Annotated in this window: 20 protein-coding genes and 1 pseudogene; 10 read left to right on the top strand and 11 right to left on the bottom strand. The window is 68.4% G+C overall.

What is annotated here, in order from left to right; all coding sequences use genetic code 11:
* Nucleotides 1-6 precede the first annotated feature (6 nt).
* Both ACIQVI_RS17430 and ACIQVI_RS17425 read right to left on the bottom strand, forming a co-directional pair.
* On the bottom strand, nt 7-972 hold the full coding sequence (locus tag ACIQVI_RS17430; RefSeq protein WP_403596335.1) for a zinc-binding dehydrogenase: 966 nt from the start codon (nt 970-972) through the stop codon (nt 7-9).
* A gap of 258 nt (nt 973-1,230) precedes the next feature.
* Nucleotides 1,231-2,439, bottom strand: a complete 1,209-nt coding sequence (locus tag ACIQVI_RS17425) for an NADP-dependent malic enzyme (protein WP_403596332.1) — start codon at nt 2,437-2,439, stop codon at nt 1,231-1,233.
* A 537-nt stretch (nt 2,440-2,976) separates the two neighbouring features.
* Here ACIQVI_RS17425 and ACIQVI_RS17420 point away from each other — a divergent pair.
* The 3 genes from ACIQVI_RS17420 to ACIQVI_RS17410 are packed head-to-tail and all read left to right on the top strand — an operon-like array spanning nt 2,977 to nt 5,689.
* A complete protein-coding gene (locus ACIQVI_RS17420) occupies nt 2,977-3,945 on the top strand; it encodes an ABC transporter substrate-binding protein (protein ID WP_351974292.1) in 969 nt (322 codons plus the stop codon).
* Nucleotides 3,946-3,974: 29 nt separating this feature from the next.
* Nucleotides 3,975-4,925, top strand: coding sequence for an amino acid ABC transporter permease (locus ACIQVI_RS17415; RefSeq protein WP_383409393.1), 951 nt, complete (start codon nt 3,975-3,977; stop codon nt 4,923-4,925).
* Entirely contained in the window at nt 4,922-5,689 is a 768-nt protein-coding gene (locus tag ACIQVI_RS17410; protein ID WP_121829592.1) for an amino acid ABC transporter ATP-binding protein, read from the top strand. Before ACIQVI_RS17415 ends, ACIQVI_RS17410 begins: the two co-directional genes overlap by 4 nt.
* Nucleotides 5,690-5,749: 60 nt before the next feature.
* On the opposite strand, the gene ACIQVI_RS17405 is transcribed toward ACIQVI_RS17410, so the two are convergent.
* The gene (locus ACIQVI_RS17405; RefSeq protein WP_403596327.1) at nt 5,750-6,499 is read right to left on the bottom strand and encodes a class I SAM-dependent methyltransferase; all 750 of its coding nucleotides are present in this window, start codon (nt 6,497-6,499) and stop codon (nt 5,750-5,752) included.
* A 94-nt stretch (nt 6,500-6,593) separates the two neighbouring features.
* Here ACIQVI_RS17405 and ACIQVI_RS17400 point away from each other — a divergent pair, with 94 nt between their 5' ends.
* Nucleotides 6,594-7,223 (top strand): CGNR zinc finger domain-containing protein, encoded by a 630-nt coding sequence (locus ACIQVI_RS17400; protein ID WP_351974261.1) that lies wholly within the window; start codon nt 6,594-6,596, stop codon nt 7,221-7,223.
* Here ACIQVI_RS17400 and sodX read toward each other — a convergent pair.
* Nucleotides 7,127-7,561: a nickel-type superoxide dismutase maturation protease gene (sodX, locus tag ACIQVI_RS17395; RefSeq protein WP_079131032.1), complete on the bottom strand. Its 435-nt coding sequence runs from the start codon at nt 7,559-7,561 to the stop codon at nt 7,127-7,129. The genes ACIQVI_RS17400 and sodX overlap by 97 nt on opposite strands.
* 150 nt (nt 7,562-7,711) lie before the next feature.
* Between sodX and sodN the strand changes: the two genes are divergently transcribed.
* Nucleotides 7,712-8,107, top strand: coding sequence for a superoxide dismutase, Ni (gene sodN / locus ACIQVI_RS17390; protein WP_053640538.1), 396 nt, complete (start codon nt 7,712-7,714; stop codon nt 8,105-8,107).
* 57 nt (nt 8,108-8,164) lie between these two features.
* Here sodN and ACIQVI_RS17385 read toward each other — a convergent pair whose 3' ends face one another.
* From ACIQVI_RS17385 to ACIQVI_RS17370, 4 genes are all read right to left on the bottom strand, one after another.
* On the bottom strand, nt 8,165-8,713 hold the full coding sequence (locus tag ACIQVI_RS17385; RefSeq protein WP_403596322.1) for an HAD domain-containing protein: 549 nt from the start codon (nt 8,711-8,713) through the stop codon (nt 8,165-8,167).
* Between the two features lie 33 nt (nt 8,714-8,746).
* Nucleotides 8,747-9,439 carry a class I SAM-dependent methyltransferase gene (locus tag ACIQVI_RS17380; protein WP_403596319.1) on the bottom strand — a complete coding sequence of 231 codons (693 nt, stop codon included), beginning with the start codon at nt 9,437-9,439 and terminating at the stop codon, nt 8,747-8,749.
* A gap of 1 nt (nt 9,440) precedes the next feature.
* Complete coding sequence (locus ACIQVI_RS17375; protein WP_403596316.1) at nt 9,441-10,352, bottom strand: phosphotransferase family protein; 912 nt, start codon at nt 10,350-10,352, stop codon at nt 9,441-9,443.
* An 81-nt stretch (nt 10,353-10,433) separates the two neighbouring features.
* Nucleotides 10,434-11,183 carry a hypothetical protein gene (locus ACIQVI_RS17370; protein WP_403596313.1) on the bottom strand — a complete coding sequence of 250 codons (750 nt, stop codon included), beginning with the start codon at nt 11,181-11,183 and terminating at the stop codon, nt 10,434-10,436.
* Nucleotides 11,184-11,406: 223 nt separating this feature from the next.
* Between ACIQVI_RS17370 and ACIQVI_RS17365 the strand changes: the two genes are divergently transcribed.
* From ACIQVI_RS17365 to ACIQVI_RS17345, 5 genes are all read left to right on the top strand, one after another.
* Nucleotides 11,407-12,762, top strand: coding sequence for a tetratricopeptide repeat protein (locus tag ACIQVI_RS17365; RefSeq protein WP_403596310.1), 1,356 nt, complete (start codon nt 11,407-11,409; stop codon nt 12,760-12,762).
* A gap of 1 nt (nt 12,763) precedes the next feature.
* Nucleotides 12,764-13,294: an NUDIX domain-containing protein gene (locus tag ACIQVI_RS17360; RefSeq protein ID WP_403596307.1), complete on the top strand. Its 531-nt coding sequence runs from the start codon at nt 12,764-12,766 to the stop codon at nt 13,292-13,294.
* A gap of 83 nt (nt 13,295-13,377) precedes the next feature.
* Nucleotides 13,378-14,253: a nucleotidyltransferase gene (locus ACIQVI_RS17355; RefSeq protein WP_403596304.1), complete on the top strand. Its 876-nt coding sequence runs from the start codon at nt 13,378-13,380 to the stop codon at nt 14,251-14,253.
* A complete protein-coding gene (locus tag ACIQVI_RS17350) occupies nt 14,243-14,806 on the top strand; it encodes an SLATT domain-containing protein (protein ID WP_403596301.1) in 564 nt (187 codons plus the stop codon). Before ACIQVI_RS17355 ends, ACIQVI_RS17350 begins: the two co-directional genes overlap by 11 nt.
* A gap of 573 nt (nt 14,807-15,379) precedes the next feature.
* Nucleotides 15,380-16,759, top strand: a complete 1,380-nt coding sequence (locus ACIQVI_RS17345; protein ID WP_403596298.1) for a hypothetical protein — start codon at nt 15,380-15,382, stop codon at nt 16,757-16,759.
* A 69-nt stretch (nt 16,760-16,828) separates the two neighbouring features.
* Here ACIQVI_RS17345 and ACIQVI_RS17340 read toward each other — a convergent pair.
* From ACIQVI_RS17340 to ACIQVI_RS17330, 3 genes and pseudogenes are all read right to left on the bottom strand, one after another.
* Nucleotides 16,829-17,063: pseudogene (locus ACIQVI_RS17340) on the bottom strand (IS5/IS1182 family transposase); the annotation flags it as partial.
* Nucleotides 17,064-17,218: 155 nt separating this feature from the next.
* Entirely contained in the window at nt 17,219-17,833 is a 615-nt protein-coding gene (locus ACIQVI_RS17335) for a hypothetical protein (protein ID WP_403596295.1), read from the bottom strand.
* On the bottom strand, nt 17,833-18,171 hold the full coding sequence (locus ACIQVI_RS17330) for a hypothetical protein (protein ID WP_403596292.1): 339 nt from the start codon (nt 18,169-18,171) through the stop codon (nt 17,833-17,835). The genes ACIQVI_RS17335 and ACIQVI_RS17330 overlap by 1 nt, the downstream gene beginning before the upstream one ends.
* Nucleotides 18,172-18,218 lie beyond the last annotated feature (47 nt).

Genomic DNA, 18,218 nt, shown 5'->3' with positions numbered 1-18,218 from the left:
CGGTCGTCAGGAGGCCGTCAGGACGACCTTTCCGAAGAGGTCGCCCGCGGCCATCTTCTCGAAGCCCTCCCGCGCCCGGTCCAGCGGCAGGACGTCGTCGATGACCGGCCGGAGGCCGGTGGCCGCGCAGAAGGACAGCAGGTCCTCCAGCTCGTCCTTGGAGCCCATCGTGGAGCCGACGACCTTCAGCTCCAGGAAGAAGATCCGGGTCAGCTCGGCGTGCGAGGGGCGGTCGCCGCTCGTGGCGCCCGAGATGACGAGCGTGCCGCCCGGCCGCAGCGACTTGACCGAGTGGGACCAGGTCGCGGCGCCGACGGTCTCGATGACCGCGTCCACCCGCTGCGGGAGCCGCGCCCCCGCCTCGTACGCCTCGACGGCGCCCAGCTCGACGGCCCGCTTGCGCTTCTCCTCGTCCCGGCTGGTGGCGAAGACCCGCAGGCCGGCGGCCTTGCCGAGGGCGATCGCGGCGGTGGCCACGCCGCCGCCCGCGCCCTGCACGAGGACCGAGTCCCCGGGCCGCACACCGGCGTTGGTGAAGAGCATCCGGTACGCGGTCAGCCAGGCGGTGGGCAGGCAGGCGGCCTCCTCGAAGGAGAGCTCCTTCGGCTTGGGCAGCACGTTCCAGCGGGGGACGGTGACCCGCTCGGCGAAGGTGCCCTGGTAGCGCTCGGTGAGGATGGACCGGGGCTCGTCCGGGCCGACGCCGTGGCCCGTCTGGCCGATCACGGAGTGCAGGACGACCTCGTTGCCGTCCTCGTCGATTCCGGCGGCGTCGCAGCCGAGGATCATCGGCAGCTTCTCCTCGGGCAGGCCCACTCCGCGCAGCGACCACAGGTCGTGGTGGTTGAGCGAGGCGGCCTTGACGGTGACGGTGGTCCATCCGGCCCGCGCCTCGGGTTCGGGGCGTTCGCCCAACTCGAGGCCGTTCAGCGGCTGGTCACGGTCGATTCGGGCGGCGTAGGCAGCGAACATGGCCCCGACCCTAGGGCGCGCGGGCGGGCGGGGGAACCACACCCCGGTGTGACCCGTGTCGCCCGGCGATCCCTGGACACGGGGCCCGCCCCCGTACAAGCTCCTGGGCACGGGCCCGTGCCCCGTACGTACGGCTCACGAAGGCCCTGGGCGCCGGATCCGCGCCCGTACGGGCCTCGCGCGCCCGGAACCCCTCGTACGCCGAAGGGCCCCGTCCCGGTGTGCGGAGCGGGGCCCTTCGGGCGTGCCGGAGGCGCGTCAGCGGCGGGCGACGCCCTCGGCGCGGGCGGCGGCGGCGACCGCGGCGGTGACGGCCGGGGCGACCCGCTCGTCGAACGGCGACGGGATCACGTAGTCGGCGGCGAGCTGGTCGCCGACCACGTCCGCGAGCGCGTTCGCCGCGGCGATCTTCATGCCCTCGGTGATCCGGGAGGCCCGGACCTGGAGCGCGCCGGCGAAGATGCCGGGGAACGCGAGGACGTTGTTGATCTGGTTCGGGTAGTCCGAACGGCCGGTCGCCACGACGGCCGCGTACTTGTGCGCGACGTCGGGGTGGACCTCGGGGTTCGGGTTGGCCATGGCGAACACGAAGGAGTTCGGGGCCATGGAGGCGACGGCCGCCTCGGGGACCGTACCGCCGGAGACGCCGATGAAGACGTCGGCGCCGGCCAGGGCGTCCTCCAGGGAGCCGGTCAGACCCGCCTTGTTGGTGATCTCGGCGAGTTCACGCTTGACGTCCGTGAGGTCGCCGCGGTCGCGGCTGACGATGCCCTTGCGGTCGGCGACGGCGACGTCGCCGAGGCCGGCCTCCAGGAGGAACTTGGCGATGGCGACCCCGGCCGCGCCGGCGCCGGAGATGACGGCGCGCAGGTTGCCCAGGTTCCGGTCGGTCAGCTTCGCCGCGTTGCGCAGGGCCGCGAGGGTGACGATCGCGGTGCCGTGCTGGTCGTCGTGGAAGACCGGGATGTCGAGGCGCTCCTGGAGCTTGCGCTCGATCTCGAAGCACCGGGGGGCCGAGATGTCCTCCAGGTTCACGCCGCCGAAGGAGGGGGCGAGCCGGACGACGGTCTCGACGATCTCGTCGGTGTCGGTGGTGGCGAGGGCGATCGGGACCGCGTCCACGCCGCCGAACTGCTTGAAGAGGATGGCCTTCCCCTCCATGACCGGGAGGGAGGCCTCCGGGCCGATGTCGCCGAGGCCGAGCACCGCGGTGCCGTCGGTCACGACCGCGACGACCTGGGACTTCCAGGTGTAGTCGTTGACCAGTTCGGGCTGCTCGGCGATCGCGGTGCACACCTTGGCGACGCCGGGCGTGTACGCGAGGGACAGGTCGTCCTTGTCCCGGAGGGGAACGGTGGCCTGCACGGCCATCTTGCCGCCCCGGTGGAGGGCGAAGACAGGATCGAAGGGCTCCTCGGGAGCCTCCGTACCGCTGTCGTTGCGAGGGTTGACGATCTCCGCTGCCATTGGGTTGACCCCTTGAGTCTGTTTCATTTGAGGGTGGCCGCTCCTGGTTGAGGAGGGGTGGGGAGGCACCGCGGCCGCCTTGTCGGGCAGCCGCTCGGGCACGCCGCACAACGCGCCCTGAGCCCCGGATGAGGGGTGTAAGGATCCTTCTTACCGGACGGACGGCACCGCAGACGAGTCCATACCCGTTCGGTGACACGACTCATACCGAGAGCATCCGGGCACGGTCGGGTGATGACACGTCACACGATGTCCGTATAGGTGCCCAGGGCACCCGATTGGCGGCCTTCCTGTCGTCCGAATGGCGAGATCAACCGGAGATTTTTCGGTGTCGGGGAAGGGATTCCGCAGAAGGTCCGGCCCTGATGGAGCGGTCTGTCGCGATTCGGGGGTCACCCGTTACCCGATTTTGACATCCGTGGCCGTCTGTTTGAGGCAGTCCGAATGGCAAGATGCCGTAATCACACGAGGCCGCGACACTCGAAGATGCGTACGTGGCCACCTGGCATCTCCCTGATACGCCGGAGGAACCCGACCATGACCGCACGCTCCACGCGCTGTACGACCGCCGCCAAGACCCGCACGTCCCGTCTTGCCGCGGTCGCCGCCATCGCGGTCGCCGGCTCCATGCTGCTGACCGCCTGTGGCGACCAGACCGAGAGCGGTTCGGCGGAGGGCACCTCGCCCTCCCAGAAGCCGGCCTCCAACGCGCCGCTCTTCTCGAAGCTCCCGGCCGAGATCCAGAAGTCCGGCGTCATCAAGGTCGGCACGGACGCCTCGTACGCCCCGATGGAGTTCACCGAGGGCGGCAAGATCGTCGGCGTCGACCCCGACATCGCGCAGGCCCTGAGCAAGCAGCTCGGCGTGAAGCTGGAGTTCGTCTCCGGCACCTTCGACGGCCTGATCACCTCGATCTACACCGGCCGCCAGGACCTGATCATGTCCTCGATGACGGACAACAAGAAGCGTCAGGAGGGCCTGGACGACGCCGGGAAGAAGATCGGCAAGGGCATCGACTTCGTCGACTACTTCAGCTCCGGCGTCTCCCTCCTGGTCAAGAAGGGCAACCCGCAGGGCATCAACTCCCTCGACGACCTCTGCGGCAAGACCGTGGCCGTCCAGCGCGGCACGATCTACGAGGACACCTTCAAGGCGCAGGCCGCCAAGTGCGGCGACAAGAAGCTGACGATCCAGGCCTTCGACACCGACGCCGAGGCCCAGACCCGCGTCAAGGCCGGCGGGGCGGTCGCCGACCTGAACGACTACCCGGTGGCCGCGTACATCGCGAAGACCTCGGGCGGCGGCAACGACTTCGAGGTCGTCGGCAGCCAGAGCGACGTCGGCCTCTTCGGCATCGGCGTCTCCAAGGACAAGCCCCAGCTGCGCGACGCCGTCAAGGAAGCGCTCGACGCCATCATCAAGGACGGCTCCTACGCCGAGGTCCTGAAGAAGTGGGACGTCGAGGACAGCGCGGTCAAGTCGGCCACCGTCAACGCCGGCAAGTGACCTCGTCGCACCACTGAAGGGCAGTCGTCATGACTGACAAGATCAACAAGGACCCGGCCGCCGCTCCGGCCGGGTCCGACCCCGCGGGCTCCAGCCCGTACGAGGCGATCAAGGCCGTTCCCGTGCGGCACTACGGCCGCTGGGTCAGCGCCGTGGTGGTCGTGGTCCTCCTCGGCTGGCTGGTCTACGCCTTCTCCCAGGGCAACGTCATCTGGGACACGGTGTGGGACAAGGTGTTCGACCCGTCGATCATCAGCGGCCTGTGGAACACCATCCTCATCAGCGTCGCCTCGATGGCGCTCGGCCTCGTCCTCGGCGTGCTCTTCGCCGTGATGCGGCTGTCCAAGAACCCGGTCACCGGCGCGGTGGCCTGGCTCTACATCTGGTTCTTCCGCGGCACGCCGGTCTACGTGCAGCTGCTCGTCTGGTTCAACCTGTCGCTGATCTTCCAGTACATCGACCTCGGGCCGATCTACAAGAACGAGACCGTGGACGTCATGACGCCGTTCATGGTGGCCCTGCTCGGCCTCGGCCTGAACGAGGGCGCCTACATGGCGGAGATCGTCCGGGCCGGCATCCAGTCGGTCGACGAGGGCCAGACCGAGGCGGCGCACGCGCTCGGCATGTCCCAGACGAAGACCATGGGCCGGATCGTCCTTCCGCAGGCCATGCGGGTGATCGTGCCTCCGACGGGCAACGAGTTCATCAACATGTTGAAGACCTCGTCGCTGGTCTCGGCCGTGCAGTACACCGAACTCCTGAGGGCCTCGTCGAACATCGGCAGCACGGCCGGCGCCGTGATGGAGATGCTCTTCGTCGCCTCCATCTGGTACCTCGCGCTGACCAGTGTGTTCAGCGTCGGCCAGTACTACCTGGAGCGTCGCTTCTCCCGCGGTTCGACCCGCAACCTGCCGCCCACCCCCTGGCAGCGGATCAAGGCGAACCTGACCACCTTCAAGCGATCGGCGGTGTCCGGATGACCGGCGAGCCCATGGTCAAGGCCGAAGGCGTCCACAAGTCCTACGGCGCCGCCCACATCCTCCGGGGCATCGACCTGGAGGTCCGCAACGGCGAGGTCTTCTGCCTGGTCGGCCCGTCCGGCTCCGGCAAGTCGACCTTCCTGCGCTGCATCAACCACCTGGAGCGCATCGACGCCGGCCGGCTCTCGGTCGACGGGCACCTGGTGGGCTACCGCCAGAAGGGCGACAAGCTCTACGAGCTGAAGGACAGCGAGGTCGCGCTCCAGCGCCGCGACATCGGCATGGTCTTCCAGCGCTTCAACCTGTTCCCGCACATGACGGCCCTGGCCAACGTCATGGAGGCGCCCATCCAGGTCAAGGGCGAGTCCAAGGCGGTGGCGCGCGAGCGCGCCGAGCGCCTGCTCGACCGGGTCGGCCTGCGGGACAAGACGGGCAACTACCCCTCGCAGCTCTCGGGCGGCCAGCAGCAGCGCGTGGCCATCGCCCGCGCGCTGGCGATGGAGCCGAAGCTGATGCTCTTCGACGAGCCGACCTCGGCGCTCGACCCGGAGCTGGTCGGCGACGTCCTCGACGTCATGCGGGACCTGGCCGAGTCGGGCATGACGATGGTCGTCGTCACGCACGAGATGGGCTTCGCCCGCGAGGTCGGTGACTCGCTGGTCTTCATGGACGGCGGCGTGGTGGTCGAGTCGGGCAACCCGCGCGACGTCCTGGGCAACCCGCAGCACGACCGGACGAAGGCGTTCCTGTCCAAGGTGCTGTAGGGCGTACGGGAAGGGGCGGTACGGGATCTCCCGTACCGCCCCTTCCCGCGTACCCGGCGGTTACTTCACCGCGAGGAGCAGGGTGTCGGAGGGCGAGGCCCAGACGGTCCGGGCCTCGCCGAAGCCGGCGGCGCGGAGGGTGTCGGCGTGCCAGCGCGGGGAGGGCATGTCGCCGTCGGCGTGCTCGCCGTAGATCTCGAAGCGGCGGGCGGTGGGCCCGGCCAGGACGGGGTCCTTCGCGGCGAGGGCCCACCAGTCGGCCCAGTCGAGGACGCCGGCGGCCTTCTCGCGGTCCATGCGCGCGTGCCGCCGAGCGCGCTCGGCGGCGTTGATGCGGGGCGTGGACTCGTCGATCATGTGGTCGGCGTTCATGAGGACGCCGCCGTCCCGGACGAGCCCGGCGAGCTGCCCGTAGAGGGCGGCGAGGGGCTCGCTGTGGAGCCAGTGCAGGGCGGTGGCGGTGAGAACGGCGTCGTACGAGTCGTACGGCAGGCTCGCGGCCCACGCGGGGTCCTTGAGGTCGGCGGTCACGAAGGCGACGCGCCCGTCCCCGGCGAAGTACCCCTCGGCGATGGCGAGGAGGGCGGGGTCGAGGTCGACACCGGTACTGGTCGCCTCCGGGAACCTCTTGAGGAGCCGATCCGTGATACTTCCCGTACCGCACGCGAGGTCGAGGACGCGGGGCTTCGGTCCCACCACCGCCTCGACCATGTCGAGCATCACGCGGAACCGCTCCTCGCGGTCCGGCATGTACCACTCCTGCTGACGGTCCCAGCTCTGCTGCCAGCCCGCCCAGTCGGTTCCGGTCATCGCCGTGCCCTCCCCACTTCGTAATACCCTCGAAGGGAAAACAGTCGTTACCCCCTTCGACCGAGACACTAGCCCGCCGAAGTAAGGACTACAAGTGGAACTGGCCCATTACTCGGATTTCGCCGTGCGTCTGGTCAACACCGAGGAGCCGGCCCGCGGCAAGGACTCCCTGACCTCCGTCGAGGTGGTGCGGGACCTCTTCGGGGAGGCCTCCCAGATGGCCCGGCGGGTCACCGAGGCGGACCTGCCCCGCTTCCGCGCGATCCGGACGCGGCTGCGGGCGGTCTTCACCGCGGCCGACGAGGGCGACCACACGGGCGCCGTGGACCTCCTGAACTCGCTGCTCCTGGAGTTCCCGGTCAGCCCCCAGATCTCGGGCCACGACTTCCTCGACGAGGAGGGCCGGCCGCGCTGGCACATGCACCTCGCCGACCACTCCTCGAACGCGACGACGGGGTACGCGGCCATCTGCGCGATGGGGCTCGCCTTCCACCTCACCGAGTTCGGCGCGGACCGGCTCGGCCTGTGCCAGGCGCCGCCCTGCCGCAACGCCTACCTGGACACCTCCACCAACCGGTCCCGCCGCTACTGCTCGGACCGCTGCGCGACCCGCGCCAACGTGGCGGCCTACCGGGCCCGCAAGCGCCTGGAGGCGGAGCGCACGGACCGCACGGGCCTGACGCACGAGACGAGCCAGGAGAGCACCACCCCGGCCGAACGCTGACGCCCCGGCGTCACCGGCCGGTACCGCGCCCGCACCCGCCCGAGCACGAGTTCGGGCGGTACGGCGCCGAAGACCCGGCTGTCCCCCTCGGCGTCCGGGTTGTCGCCGAGCACCCACCAGCCGCCGTCGCGTCGCTCGATCAGGCGCTTCACGACGAGCAGGTCCTGCTGGAGCGGATGGCGCAGCACGGCCACGCACCCGGGCCGCAACCGCCCGCCGTAGTGCACGAGCAGCCGGTCCCCGTGCAGCAGCGTGGGCACCATCGACACGCCCGTCACCTCGGCGATCCCGAACGGAGCCCCGGCCTCCCCCGCCCGCTCCCGCCCCGACCCGCTCATCCGGCACCTCCCGATCCACTCGTCCACTCGTACACGAGTCCCATGGTGACCCTGGACTTTTGACCTAAGCCCCCGGGGGCGCCCGAGAAAACGCCCTTCTCACCGAGTAATGTCCCACCTGAGAAGACGATCACGAGGAAGGACGGCTCAATGCTCTCCCGCCTGTTTGCCCCCAAGGTGAAGGTCAGCGCCCACTGCGACCTCCCGTGCGGCGTGTACGACCCGGCCCAGGCCCGCATCGAGGCCGAGTCTGTCAAGGCTGTCCAGGAGAAGTACCAGGCCAACGAGGACCCGCACTTCCGGGCCCGCGCCACGGTCATCAAGGAGCAGCGCGCGGAGCTCGCCAAGCACCACGTCTCGGTGCTCTGGAGCGACTACTTCAAGCCCCCGCACTTCGAGAAGTACCCCGAGCTCAACCAGCTGGTCAACGACACCCTGAAGGCCCTCTCGGCCGCCAAGGCGTCGACGGACCCGAAGACGGGCGAGAAGGCGCTGGAGCTCATCGCCGAGATCGACCGGATTTTCTGGGAGACGAAGAAGGCCTGACCTTCCGTCCCCGATCCGAAGGGGCACGACCGCCTGGCGGTCGTGCCCCTTCGGGCGTTAAACGGTACGAGCAACTACGGGCAGCTGCGAGACCCATGCCGCGAGCTCGTCCAGATGCTCGGGTTGCAGCCCGAGACGCGAGACGGGCTGAATGAGGAAGGTCGGCACTCCCCTGGTGGTGCGCTCCGCGGCCCAAGCATGGTCGAGGTCGGTGAAGTCGTCGTCGATCCAGACGACGGGAGCGTCACCGAGCCAGGCGTCGACGTGGTCGCGCTTCCAGAGGTAGCCGTTGGGATGGCTGGTAGTGATCCGGGGCCGCGGCAGGTCGATGTAAGGCAGGCTCGGAAGGTTGAGGAGCGGGCCGATGAGGGCGGTGGCGTCCTGGCGCCAGCTGGTGCACCAGACCGGGGTGACCAGGCCGGTGCGGATCACGTCCATGAGCAGGCGGCCGTGGTCGGGGTGGAGCCAGACGGTGACCGGGTTGTCGGCGCTCCGGCCGGTGGGGACGACGTCGTGGCGGGCGTGGGTGGCTGGGGTCGAGCCGTGCTCGTCAGGGAAGGGTATGAGGACGCCGTCGATGTCGAGGAGCAGGTAGGGCGGGCGCATCGGTCCTCCAAGGGCCGGGGCGAGGGTCGGCGGTCAGAGCTTGCGAGCGCGGATCAGCAGGGTGGTGGGCCAGTGGCCCATGCGCGGGTCGTGGAACTCCTGGGCCGAGGTAAGCCAGCAGCCCGCCCGGCTGAGGTGCCTCTCCCAGCGGTCGGTGTCGAACTCCCAGCGGGCGATGGGGATCCGGGTGCGGTCGGGGAGGGTGACGTAGTCGCGGCGAGGCCGGTCGTCGCTGGAAGGGCTTCGGCCGCCACGCTGCGGGTGGGGGACGGAGAAGGCGAGCACTCGTCCAGGCGTAAGGCGCTGGGCGATGGCCGGAAGCAGGAGCTCGGGAGCGACGAGACCGATAGCCCCGAAGACGGAGTAGATCGCGTCGAACTGCTCGTCGGAGGCGTGCAGGTAGTGCAGCGCGTGGCCGGCCACGAAGGTGAGGTTGTTCAGCCGTCCGTAATGGGAGCGGGCGCGGCAGACCTGGAGGCCGACCAGGTCGACGCCGGTGACGTGGGCGCCGTGGCGGGTGGCGAGGTGGGCGGCGTTGTGGCCGGGGCCGCAGCCGAGTTCCAGGAGTCGTTTGCCGCGCAGGTCGGGGCCGAGGACGTCAGCCCCGGGCCCCTGGCCGGGTCTCGTGGTCCATTCCATCCGTGGGGGTACGGACAGGGGTTCGGCGAGTCCGGCGGCGGTGCGCTGGGCGGCGTGGGCGTGCCAGGGGGATGCCTGGGCGAGCACGTCAGATCCCCAGGAGGTGAAGGACATCGGTGAGGTGGCGGCGGACGGCCTTGAGGTAGGCGGGGTCGGTGGCCGGGTCGTCGATCCAGCGGACGGACTGCTCCATGAACCACTCGACGGCCCACATGCGGTGCCAGCCCAGGGCCCAGTTCTCGGCGGTGAGCCCGCCGCGCGGGGCGAGGGCGTCGGGGGTGCCGCCGGCGGCGACGTACTGCTCCAGGAAGACGCGGAGGCGTACGGGGTGCGGGGGCTCGATGGTGCCGTGCCAGCTGGCGAGGTCGAGCAGGCCGGGACCGGTGAAGGCGCGGGCGAAGTCGAGCAGTCGCCAGCCGCGCTTGCCGATGTGGAGGCTGGTGGGGTGGAACTCGGAGTGCACCCAGCCGAACGGTTCCAGCGTCGCTCCGGCCGAGCGGGCCTCGGCGGCCCGGGCGATCCGGTCGAGCGCGTCCTCGACGTCGTCGGCGTCCTGCCACCGGTCGACCTTGCGCAGCCGTTCGAGATGCTCCAGCGCACGGGCCGGGAGCGTCCGCAGCCGCTCCTGGTCGAGGAGGGGCAAGGGCGGAGCCGTACGGGTGCTGTGCAGGACCACGGCCGCGGCGACGCCGTCGAGGTCGTCGGCCTCGCGGACGAACGGTCCGAGGTCCTCCATGAGCATGCCGAGCCAGCCGTCCAGGACGGCGTAGGCGTGGACCTGGGGGACGGGTACGCCGAGGGTATGGGCCAGCCGGAGGGCCTGGTCCTCGCTGTCGAAGGGCTTCTTGGCGTACTTGAAGATGGCCGTGGAGCCCTCGGGGAAGGCCACGCGCTCGACGCCGGACATGGACCACACGCGCACCTCCTCCCGTACGGCGGTGGTCTGGCCGGTCGCGGTGAGCAGGTTGTCGAGGAGTTCGGCGCTGGGGTTCGTGGTCACGGGAGGGCTCCGGGGATGGGTGGTGGCGTCCGGGGCGGGCGCGGGATGCCGACCCGCCCCGGAGCCCAATCAGGTGGTGGGTTACGCGGCGGGGTTCACGCGGTGGGCGTAGACCTGCTCGATCCAGCCCGCCTTGAACGCGGCGAGGTCGTCGCGGAAGTTCGCCATCGAGGCACCGTAGGGCGCGACCACGCCGCCGGACTGGTCCGGCACGGACTGGCAGCCGTGTACGAGCCGGCCGCCGAGGGCGGCGTGGGCCTTGATGGACTCGATCCGGCGGTGCTCGTTGAACCAGCCGCCGTGGTAGACCTCGTCGAGCATCCCGCCCGTCTCGTCGTCCAGGTCGAAGACGACAGAGGTGGCGGCGGGGAAGAACCAGCACGGGCCGACGTTGGAGATGTGTCCGTCGAGCTCGACCTTGTTGAGCGCCATGAACGTGGCCGCCTCGCGGAGCATCCGCAGGTGCTCGGCGGTGATCTGTGGCAGGCCGAGGCCGGCCAGGTGCTCGTCGCGGAAGAGGTAGGCGTACACCTCGTACGCGGTGGCCAGGACGCGGGCTGCGTCGGACGTGGACTTGCTCTGCTGCTTGATGAAGTCGAGCGCGAGCTGCTCGACCGCACTCTCGGTCGTCTCGTCCACGTTCAGGAGCTGGGACTTGACCAGCTCCCAGTCGGCGACGAGCCAGGTGTTCGACTCGAAGCGGAAGAAGTACTCGGCCGGGTCGATGGTGATGCGCCGGCCGTCGACCTGGATGCCGGGCAGGCGGCTCCAGCGCGCGTCGAACGCCTCGGGCAGCTCGACCGTGATGGCCGTGGTGTCGATGGTGGTCACCGTGTCTCCGTCTCTGATCGGCCGGGTCCGGGCACAGGAATGCCCGAGCCTGGTGTGGGCGTACGGAACTTCGGGGTGCCGCCCGGACCAAGGGGGAGCCTGGATCACGGTCGCGCCGTTCCGGGCGGCTGCTGATAAGTGAACCGGTGGTCACGCTCAGTGGGTACGGTGGAAGGAAGTTGAAGCGGTATACGCGGTTTACAGCTCCGGAGCGGAGGCGATCGTGGCGGCGCCGAGAGAACCCAACTCCCGTCTGCGTGACGTCGTCGCGGCGGTCGACTGCACCTATGAGGCCCTCGCCAGAGACGTGCGGCGCATCGCGGCCGAGAACGGCGAGATCCTCCAGACCAACAAGTCGGCCATCTCCCACTGGGCGAACGGCACCCGCACCCCGTCGGGCCGGGTAGGTCAGTACCTGGCCGAGGCGTTGTCCCGCCGAGCGGGGCGCACGGTCACTCAGACCGAGATCGGCCTCCAGGCCAGCGATGACGAAGCACCGACGGAATCCGACCCCGTCCTCGCCGCTACCGACCTCGGCCGCGCCGACGTCGAACGCCGCCGCTTCCTCGCCATCGCGGCCTTCACCACCGCCGGCGTCGCCATGCCTCTCGGCTACGACCACGAAGCCGCCACCCGCATGCTTCGCGCCCGCACCGGCACATCCCTGATCGGGGTGGAGGACGTGGACGTCGTACGCCAGATCACCACGGCCTTCAGCGCCGCCGACGAACGACTCGGCGGCGGGCACGGCCTGACCACCGTCACTGCGTATCTTGCCGACACAGCCGCCCCGATGCTCCGCGGACGCTTCCCCAGCGAAGCCTTACGCCAGGCCGCCTTCGGCGCCGTCGCCGAACTCGCCTACCTCGCTGGCTGGAAGCACCACGACCTCGGCCAGGAAGGCGCTGCCCAGCGCTACTACCAGGTCGGCTACAAGCTCGCCTGCGAAGCCGACCCCCACGGCCACGCCGCCTGGATGATGCGCGCCCTCGCCCACCAGGCCCTCAGCCTCAAGCAACCCCACCACTGCGTCGACCTCGTCGAAGGCGCCCTCCGCACAGGTCTCGGCCACGTCGACGGCCAGACCGAGGCACTCCTCCACATCACCCACGCCCGCGCCTACGCCGCCGTGAACGAGAACCCCCAGGCCGCGCGCGCCCTGCTTGCCGCCGAAGACGCCCTCCTACGAGACGACGGTCCCCAGCCCAGCTACTCCCGCGTGAGCGGCCCCGCCGCCGGCACCGTGGCCAGCCATACCGCCCGCACCCTCACCGACCTCGCCGACCACATCGGTACCGAGCAGCAGCACCGCGACGCTCTCACCCGCTGGGACCCCGAAAAGTACAAGCGCGTCCACGCCCTCACCCACGCCGACCTCGGCGACAGCCTCGCCGCCCAAGCCCGCGCCGACGAAGCCGTCGCCGCCTGGACCCAGGCCCTGGCCCTCATGGAGGGCATGACCTCCGACCGCACCCGCAAGGCGATCACCTCGATCCGCTCCACCCTCGCGGTCTACCAGCGCCGCCGCGTTCCCGGCGCCGCAGATCTCGCCCGCCGCGCCCGCGAGGCCCTCGCCTAACATGCCCAACAACCCGCCCGACGAAGGGAACACCGTGACCCAGCAGACCGACGACCAGCCCAAGGCCCTCAAGCCGGCGCTCGAATCGATGACCCTGCTGGTCGCGGCCGTCATCGTCCACGACAAGGCCACCAACCGCGTCGTCCTCCTTCAACGCAGCGAGAACGCCAAGTTCGCCCAGGGCATGTGGGACCTCCCTGTCGGCAAGAGCGAACCGGGCGAGCCCATCACCGAAACCGCGGTCCGGGAGCTCTACGAGGAAACCGGCCTCACGGTGAAGCCCGAGTCCCTCAAGGTCGCCCACATCATCCACGGCGCCTGGGGCGTCGAAGCCCCCAACGGCTTCCTCACGGTCGTCTTCGCCACCCACGAATGGACCGGCGAACCCGAAAACCGTGAACCGCGCAAGCACTCCCAGGTCCGCTGGGTCGGCGTCGACGCCATCCCTGACGCCTTCGTCGACACCACCGCCAGTGCCCTCCACCGCTACCTCGTAGACGGGCCCCAGGTGTCCCTGGAGGGGTGGGCGTAGCGCCTAATGGGCTCGCCGATACGCCGTCCATTTGTCAGTGACGCCCTCTACGCTCATCCCTCCAGTACCAGCAAGGGGGGGCCTTGAGCACGGCGAGCAGGTTCGACAAATTCCTGAAGAACATCAAGGTGACGAGTGATCACCGTGTAGCCGCACTGACGAGCGTTAACGCCATAGCCCGCAAACTGCAGGGGCACTACAGCAACGCGCCGTACACGGATGCCTGGCGGATGGTGATCGGCTCGTACGGGAAGGGGACGGCGGTACGCCCGCCAAGGGATGTCGACGTCCTGTTCTTCATGCCCGTCCACGAGTACGACCGTTACACCAGGCGCACGCACAATGGGCAGTCGGCACTCCTGCAAGACATCCGTCGCCTTCTCCTGCAGCGCTACTCGCGGACCGAAATCGGCGGCGACGGCCAGGTCGTAGTGGTCGACTTCGCCACCGGACACAAAGTAGAGGTCCTGCCCGGCTGGCATCGGCAAGGCGGCGGGATGATCGTGCCCAATACCCACGACGGGGGCAGCTGGCAGCACGTCGACCACAACGCGGAGATCGCCTTCGTCGCCGATTCCGACGCCAAGACCAACGGCAACACCCGAAATCTCATCCAAATGATGAAGGTGTGGCAGACATATTGCTCGGTTCCCATCAAGTCGCTGGTCCTGGAACTTCGAAGCGTGGAGTTCCTGAAGGGGTGGGGGTACGCCCAGTCGTCCACGACCTACTACGACTGGATGGTGCGAGACTTCTTCGCCGAGCTCATCAAGAAGGCCAACTCCTGGCACACGATCCCCGGCACCAGTGAGAAGAAGCAGTACGGTGACGCCTGGCTGAGCAAGGCGCAGAGCGCCCACGGACGGGCGATCAAGGCGTGTGAGTACGAGCTGGCCGGCAAGCAGCTCAGCGCCGCAACAGAGTGGCGCAAGATTTTCGGGGGTCAGTATGAGTTCTAGCCCGAGCACCAGGCACTCGGCCAACGTCCAGTCCATCCGGGAAGCCTTCGGCCGCGTCGTCTACTCACACAAGACCCACGAGAAGGCCCGGGAGCTGGAGGCCACCAAGGCTGAGCGGGCCAAGTGGGTCAACATCATCCTGCTGACGCTCACCGCCGGGACACTACTGACCTCCGTGATCACGAACGAGCGGATCCTTCTCTACATCAGCAGCGTTGCGTCTGCCCTGGCACTCGCCTTCACCATCTTCCAGCTCAGCTTCAACCCGGAGAAGGCCGCTGAGCAGCACCGGGCCGCCGCCAAGGAACTCTGGTACGTCCGGGAGCTGTACCTGCACCTGCTCACCGACATACAGACCGATCCACAGACCGTGGACATCCCGCGCCGCAGGGACGAGCTGCTCGAGAAGTTGAACCACATCTACCGGCTGGCGCCTGACACATCGAGCCGTGCCTACCGTGCAGCCCAGCGAGCCCTGCAGATCGACGAGGACATGACGTTCAGCAGCTCAGAGATTGACCGCTTCCTCCCGGAAGCACTTCGCACGCCCTGATGCCCGCCCCTGGGTTCTGTCAGGCGAATCACGGGCGGGTTCCTATTCAGTGTGGCCGCGCCGGGGGACGCTATTCCGGGGCTTCCGCGAGGCGGGCACCTTTCGCTGCTCAGCACGCTGGGAGCGCCGGTCTCGGTACCGCATAGCGGCCAGCCACAGGTCACGTTTGTGCTCGGAGTCCGACGGCATAAGCACCAGCGCAATGAGGATGCCGAAGGCCGCGGTGATCGTGAGGACGACTGCGATGGCCACCGCCCACCATGGGGCCCCCACGAAGGCGAGCGCGCCGATGGCGCCCCCGCCGCCGAGGACAGTCCCGCCCAGCATCCGTCGGCCGTTCGGACCGGACGGTGGCGGCCCGGGGGATGCGGCCGGCTGCCGAACTGGTGTGCTCATCGGGCCGCCTCCTTCTTGCATTCCCTGCGGGCATTGCGGGCCGCTGCCTTGCGGGCTTCATCCTCACGGCCTCGGGCCCAGTGGGGCGTGATCAACGGCGAGACCGTGAGCTTTCTGGTGTTCCGCAGCCGCGTAAGACCGGGATTCTTGTTCTCCATGCCCTCGTATACTGCCCGTATGGGACATTGGTCTGAGGGCCTTGTCGACGAGGCCGCGAAGCTGATCGGCGACAGCCCAGATCGCCAGGTGCTGACGGACATGCTCTTCCAAGCCGGCCGTGAGATCGATGTTCTCTCAGGCCGCACCTTCCAGCCGCTGCGCCGAACGACCTCAGTCATAGAGCCCAACGGCTTGCCCTTCGTGGACGTCCCAGACGTGCAGGTCGGCTCGATGGAACGAGGGGCAGCTGTATGGGAGGTCCCCGACCCGGTGGACGGCGAAATTGCGACCGTCCTGCAGGTCTCACCCTTGCCTAGCCCTGGCCCGAGTGCCGTGCGTGCGGCGGACGCGCTCTGGGTTGCTGGCCAACTCGTCGCCGGGGCATCGCAGGCGGGGCGACTGTCAGCGGAGCATGTCCTCCGCTGGCTGGGTACGTCCGTAGACCGTGAGAAGCGAAAAGATCTGTTTCGCCGCGTTATGGACCCTGCGGTTCGCTTTTACGTCCCGATTCTCGGGGCCCCCATCAACGGATGGTGGATCCAAATCGCCCGGCGTCTCATTTGGGTGACGAGCGATACCGAGGACGAAGGGCGGCTTATCGAACCGCTATTGGACAAGCGGACCACCGAAGGACAGATCCCTCCACTTGCAGCCGTCGAGGCTATCCTGACCGTGGCCCCGATCACGCGACACCCGGCAGACTGGGCATTCACGGCACGCATCTGGACCGAGCAGGTTCAGCGCCCTATCGATCGGCCATGGAGAAGGCTCGCGAAGGCTATCCACGGTCACGGCATACCGACCATCACCCTCGACCCCGCCTCGACCCCTTACGAGATCGCGTGCCAGGTGGTCTTGAAGGGCTACTGGCATGGCTACATCGAGGGCAACGAGCCCGCACTAGCGAACGCCGTCGCGATGGCGTACCCGCGACAGGTCGACCGCATCCAGCGTGAGACCCGTGCCCCAGACAGAGCCTCGGCGGCCGCAACGCTACTCGAACAACTGATCCACCCCGGATTCGATCCGGCGCGGGGCGCGGAGGCTACTCGTCGGTACGTGCGCCGGAAGGCCAGCATCGCGATCATGCAGCATCGGAAGAGCGAGGCGCCAGATCGGTACCCGTGGACACAGGTCGGAATCAGCGAACGTCGCTACTACAAACTCCTGCCGCTATTCGCAGAGAAGGTCAACGGCCGCTATGACTACGACTATGACGACGTGGTGGCACGCATGAAGGTCCACCTGAACCTCGTAGACAAAGCGCGAGAAGTACGAGCAGCCGCCCTTGAAGTCCTCCGGTCACACGGCTTCGGCGACGAGGCCGCACGCAAATGGCTACAGCGGCATCCGCCTGAGGAAGCTGTCAACGCCTGGCCGCGTGATCGGCGCCCGTAATACCGGCTAAGAGCTTGTCCCGTAATGATCGCCGAGACACCGCGGGGTGAGTCGCCGTGCGACCCTTACCTATCCAGCAAGGGCAAGGTTGTGCATGCGGGCAATGCCGACCGTCGCGTGGTGGACACCGTCTCCCCTGAACGGCAGTCGCGGAGGATCTTCCAGGTCTTCATGCAGGCGAAGGCGTGTTCAACCCGGGCCCAGTCCTGCTTGTCAGACCGATTGTGCTCTTCCTTCCAGTCCGGGACCTCGGCCTGGCCGCGCTCGCACGGTGTGGGATGACGAGTCCGGCGCCCGGGTAGCCCGCTCAGGAATCCCCCCGACGTCGGCTGCCAGGCCCGCCCCGACCGGTGTTGGTCGGAAGACGCAACAAGCAGGGTGGGCGCCGCCGCAATTGGCAGTAGGACCTGGTCGCGCGGGACGTACTGCGCCACAGGCTCGCGAACTTCTGACTAGCATTCAGCGCACCAACAGGAAAACGGCGATCGCTGCGATGGCAACCGCGTACATGCATCGGGTCTTCCAGTCCCGAAGCTCCTGCTCCTGCTTCTTCAGCTTCGCGTTGTACTGCCGTTTAGTCTGCTCCTCCTGCCGGCGGTACCTCTCCGCGAGGGCCACCACGTCCAGCTTGACGAGAGAATTCTTCGCTTCCGCGAGCCCTCGGTTCGCTTCCGTGAGCCCTTGGTTCGCTTCGGCGATGAGGGACAGCGTTTCCCTCTTGGCCTCCACCAGCTTCTTCATGTCCTCCAGGACCTGGCCAAGGTCTGAGACCACAGGATCGCTCTCCAGGTAGTTCACGGCCCGTGAGAAGTCGTCCAACCGCCTCGAATCCACCAGATGCGCAGTGCTGGCGAAACCTTCGAGGACATCCATGCTCAGACCGTTGGCCGCCTGGCTGAACATTTCAGCCATCGACCAGTTCATCTTGCTCGACAGCGCGTTGGAGAAGTCCTTGAGGACCTTTGAGTCCAGGCGGTTGAGGGCTGAGGCGACCTCGGGGAACTCCTTCGCCACTTCGTTGATCACGACGTGGGTGTCCCGGCCGGAGTGGAAGGAGAGGTACTTGTCGCCCATCAGAGGTTGATGGTGCCGCTGAAGTCTCTGCCCACGTTGTAGTTCGTCTGAGCGTGCACCTCGCCGAACGTCACGGTGGAGGTCGAGTTGTCGATCATCAGGTTGTGCTGGATGAGCCTGACCCTCCAGTAGGCGGCGATGTCCTCCAGCGGGAGAGCTTCCTCCCTGAGCAGGACCGCATGGTCGGCGGCCTCCTCCGCGTATCGGTCCTGGACTTCCCGGGGCTCACCAGAGACGAGCGCCCTGACGCGTTCGCGTACGTGGTCGAGGAGCCCTGTGGCTGCGCCTGCGGCGACAGCTTCGGTGACTGCGACGGCGGCTTCAGCGGCGTTGACCATAAGAGGAAAATATCGAAGCGGGAAGTCCGTTGCAGGGGAATGCGATC

This window comes from Streptomyces sp. NPDC098101, assembly GCF_044760185.1.
Taxonomy (GTDB): Bacteria; Actinomycetota; Actinomycetes; order Streptomycetales; family Streptomycetaceae; genus Streptomyces.
The sequence above is the reverse complement of the archived record's forward strand: the minus strand, read 5'-3'. Positions and strand labels throughout refer to the sequence as shown.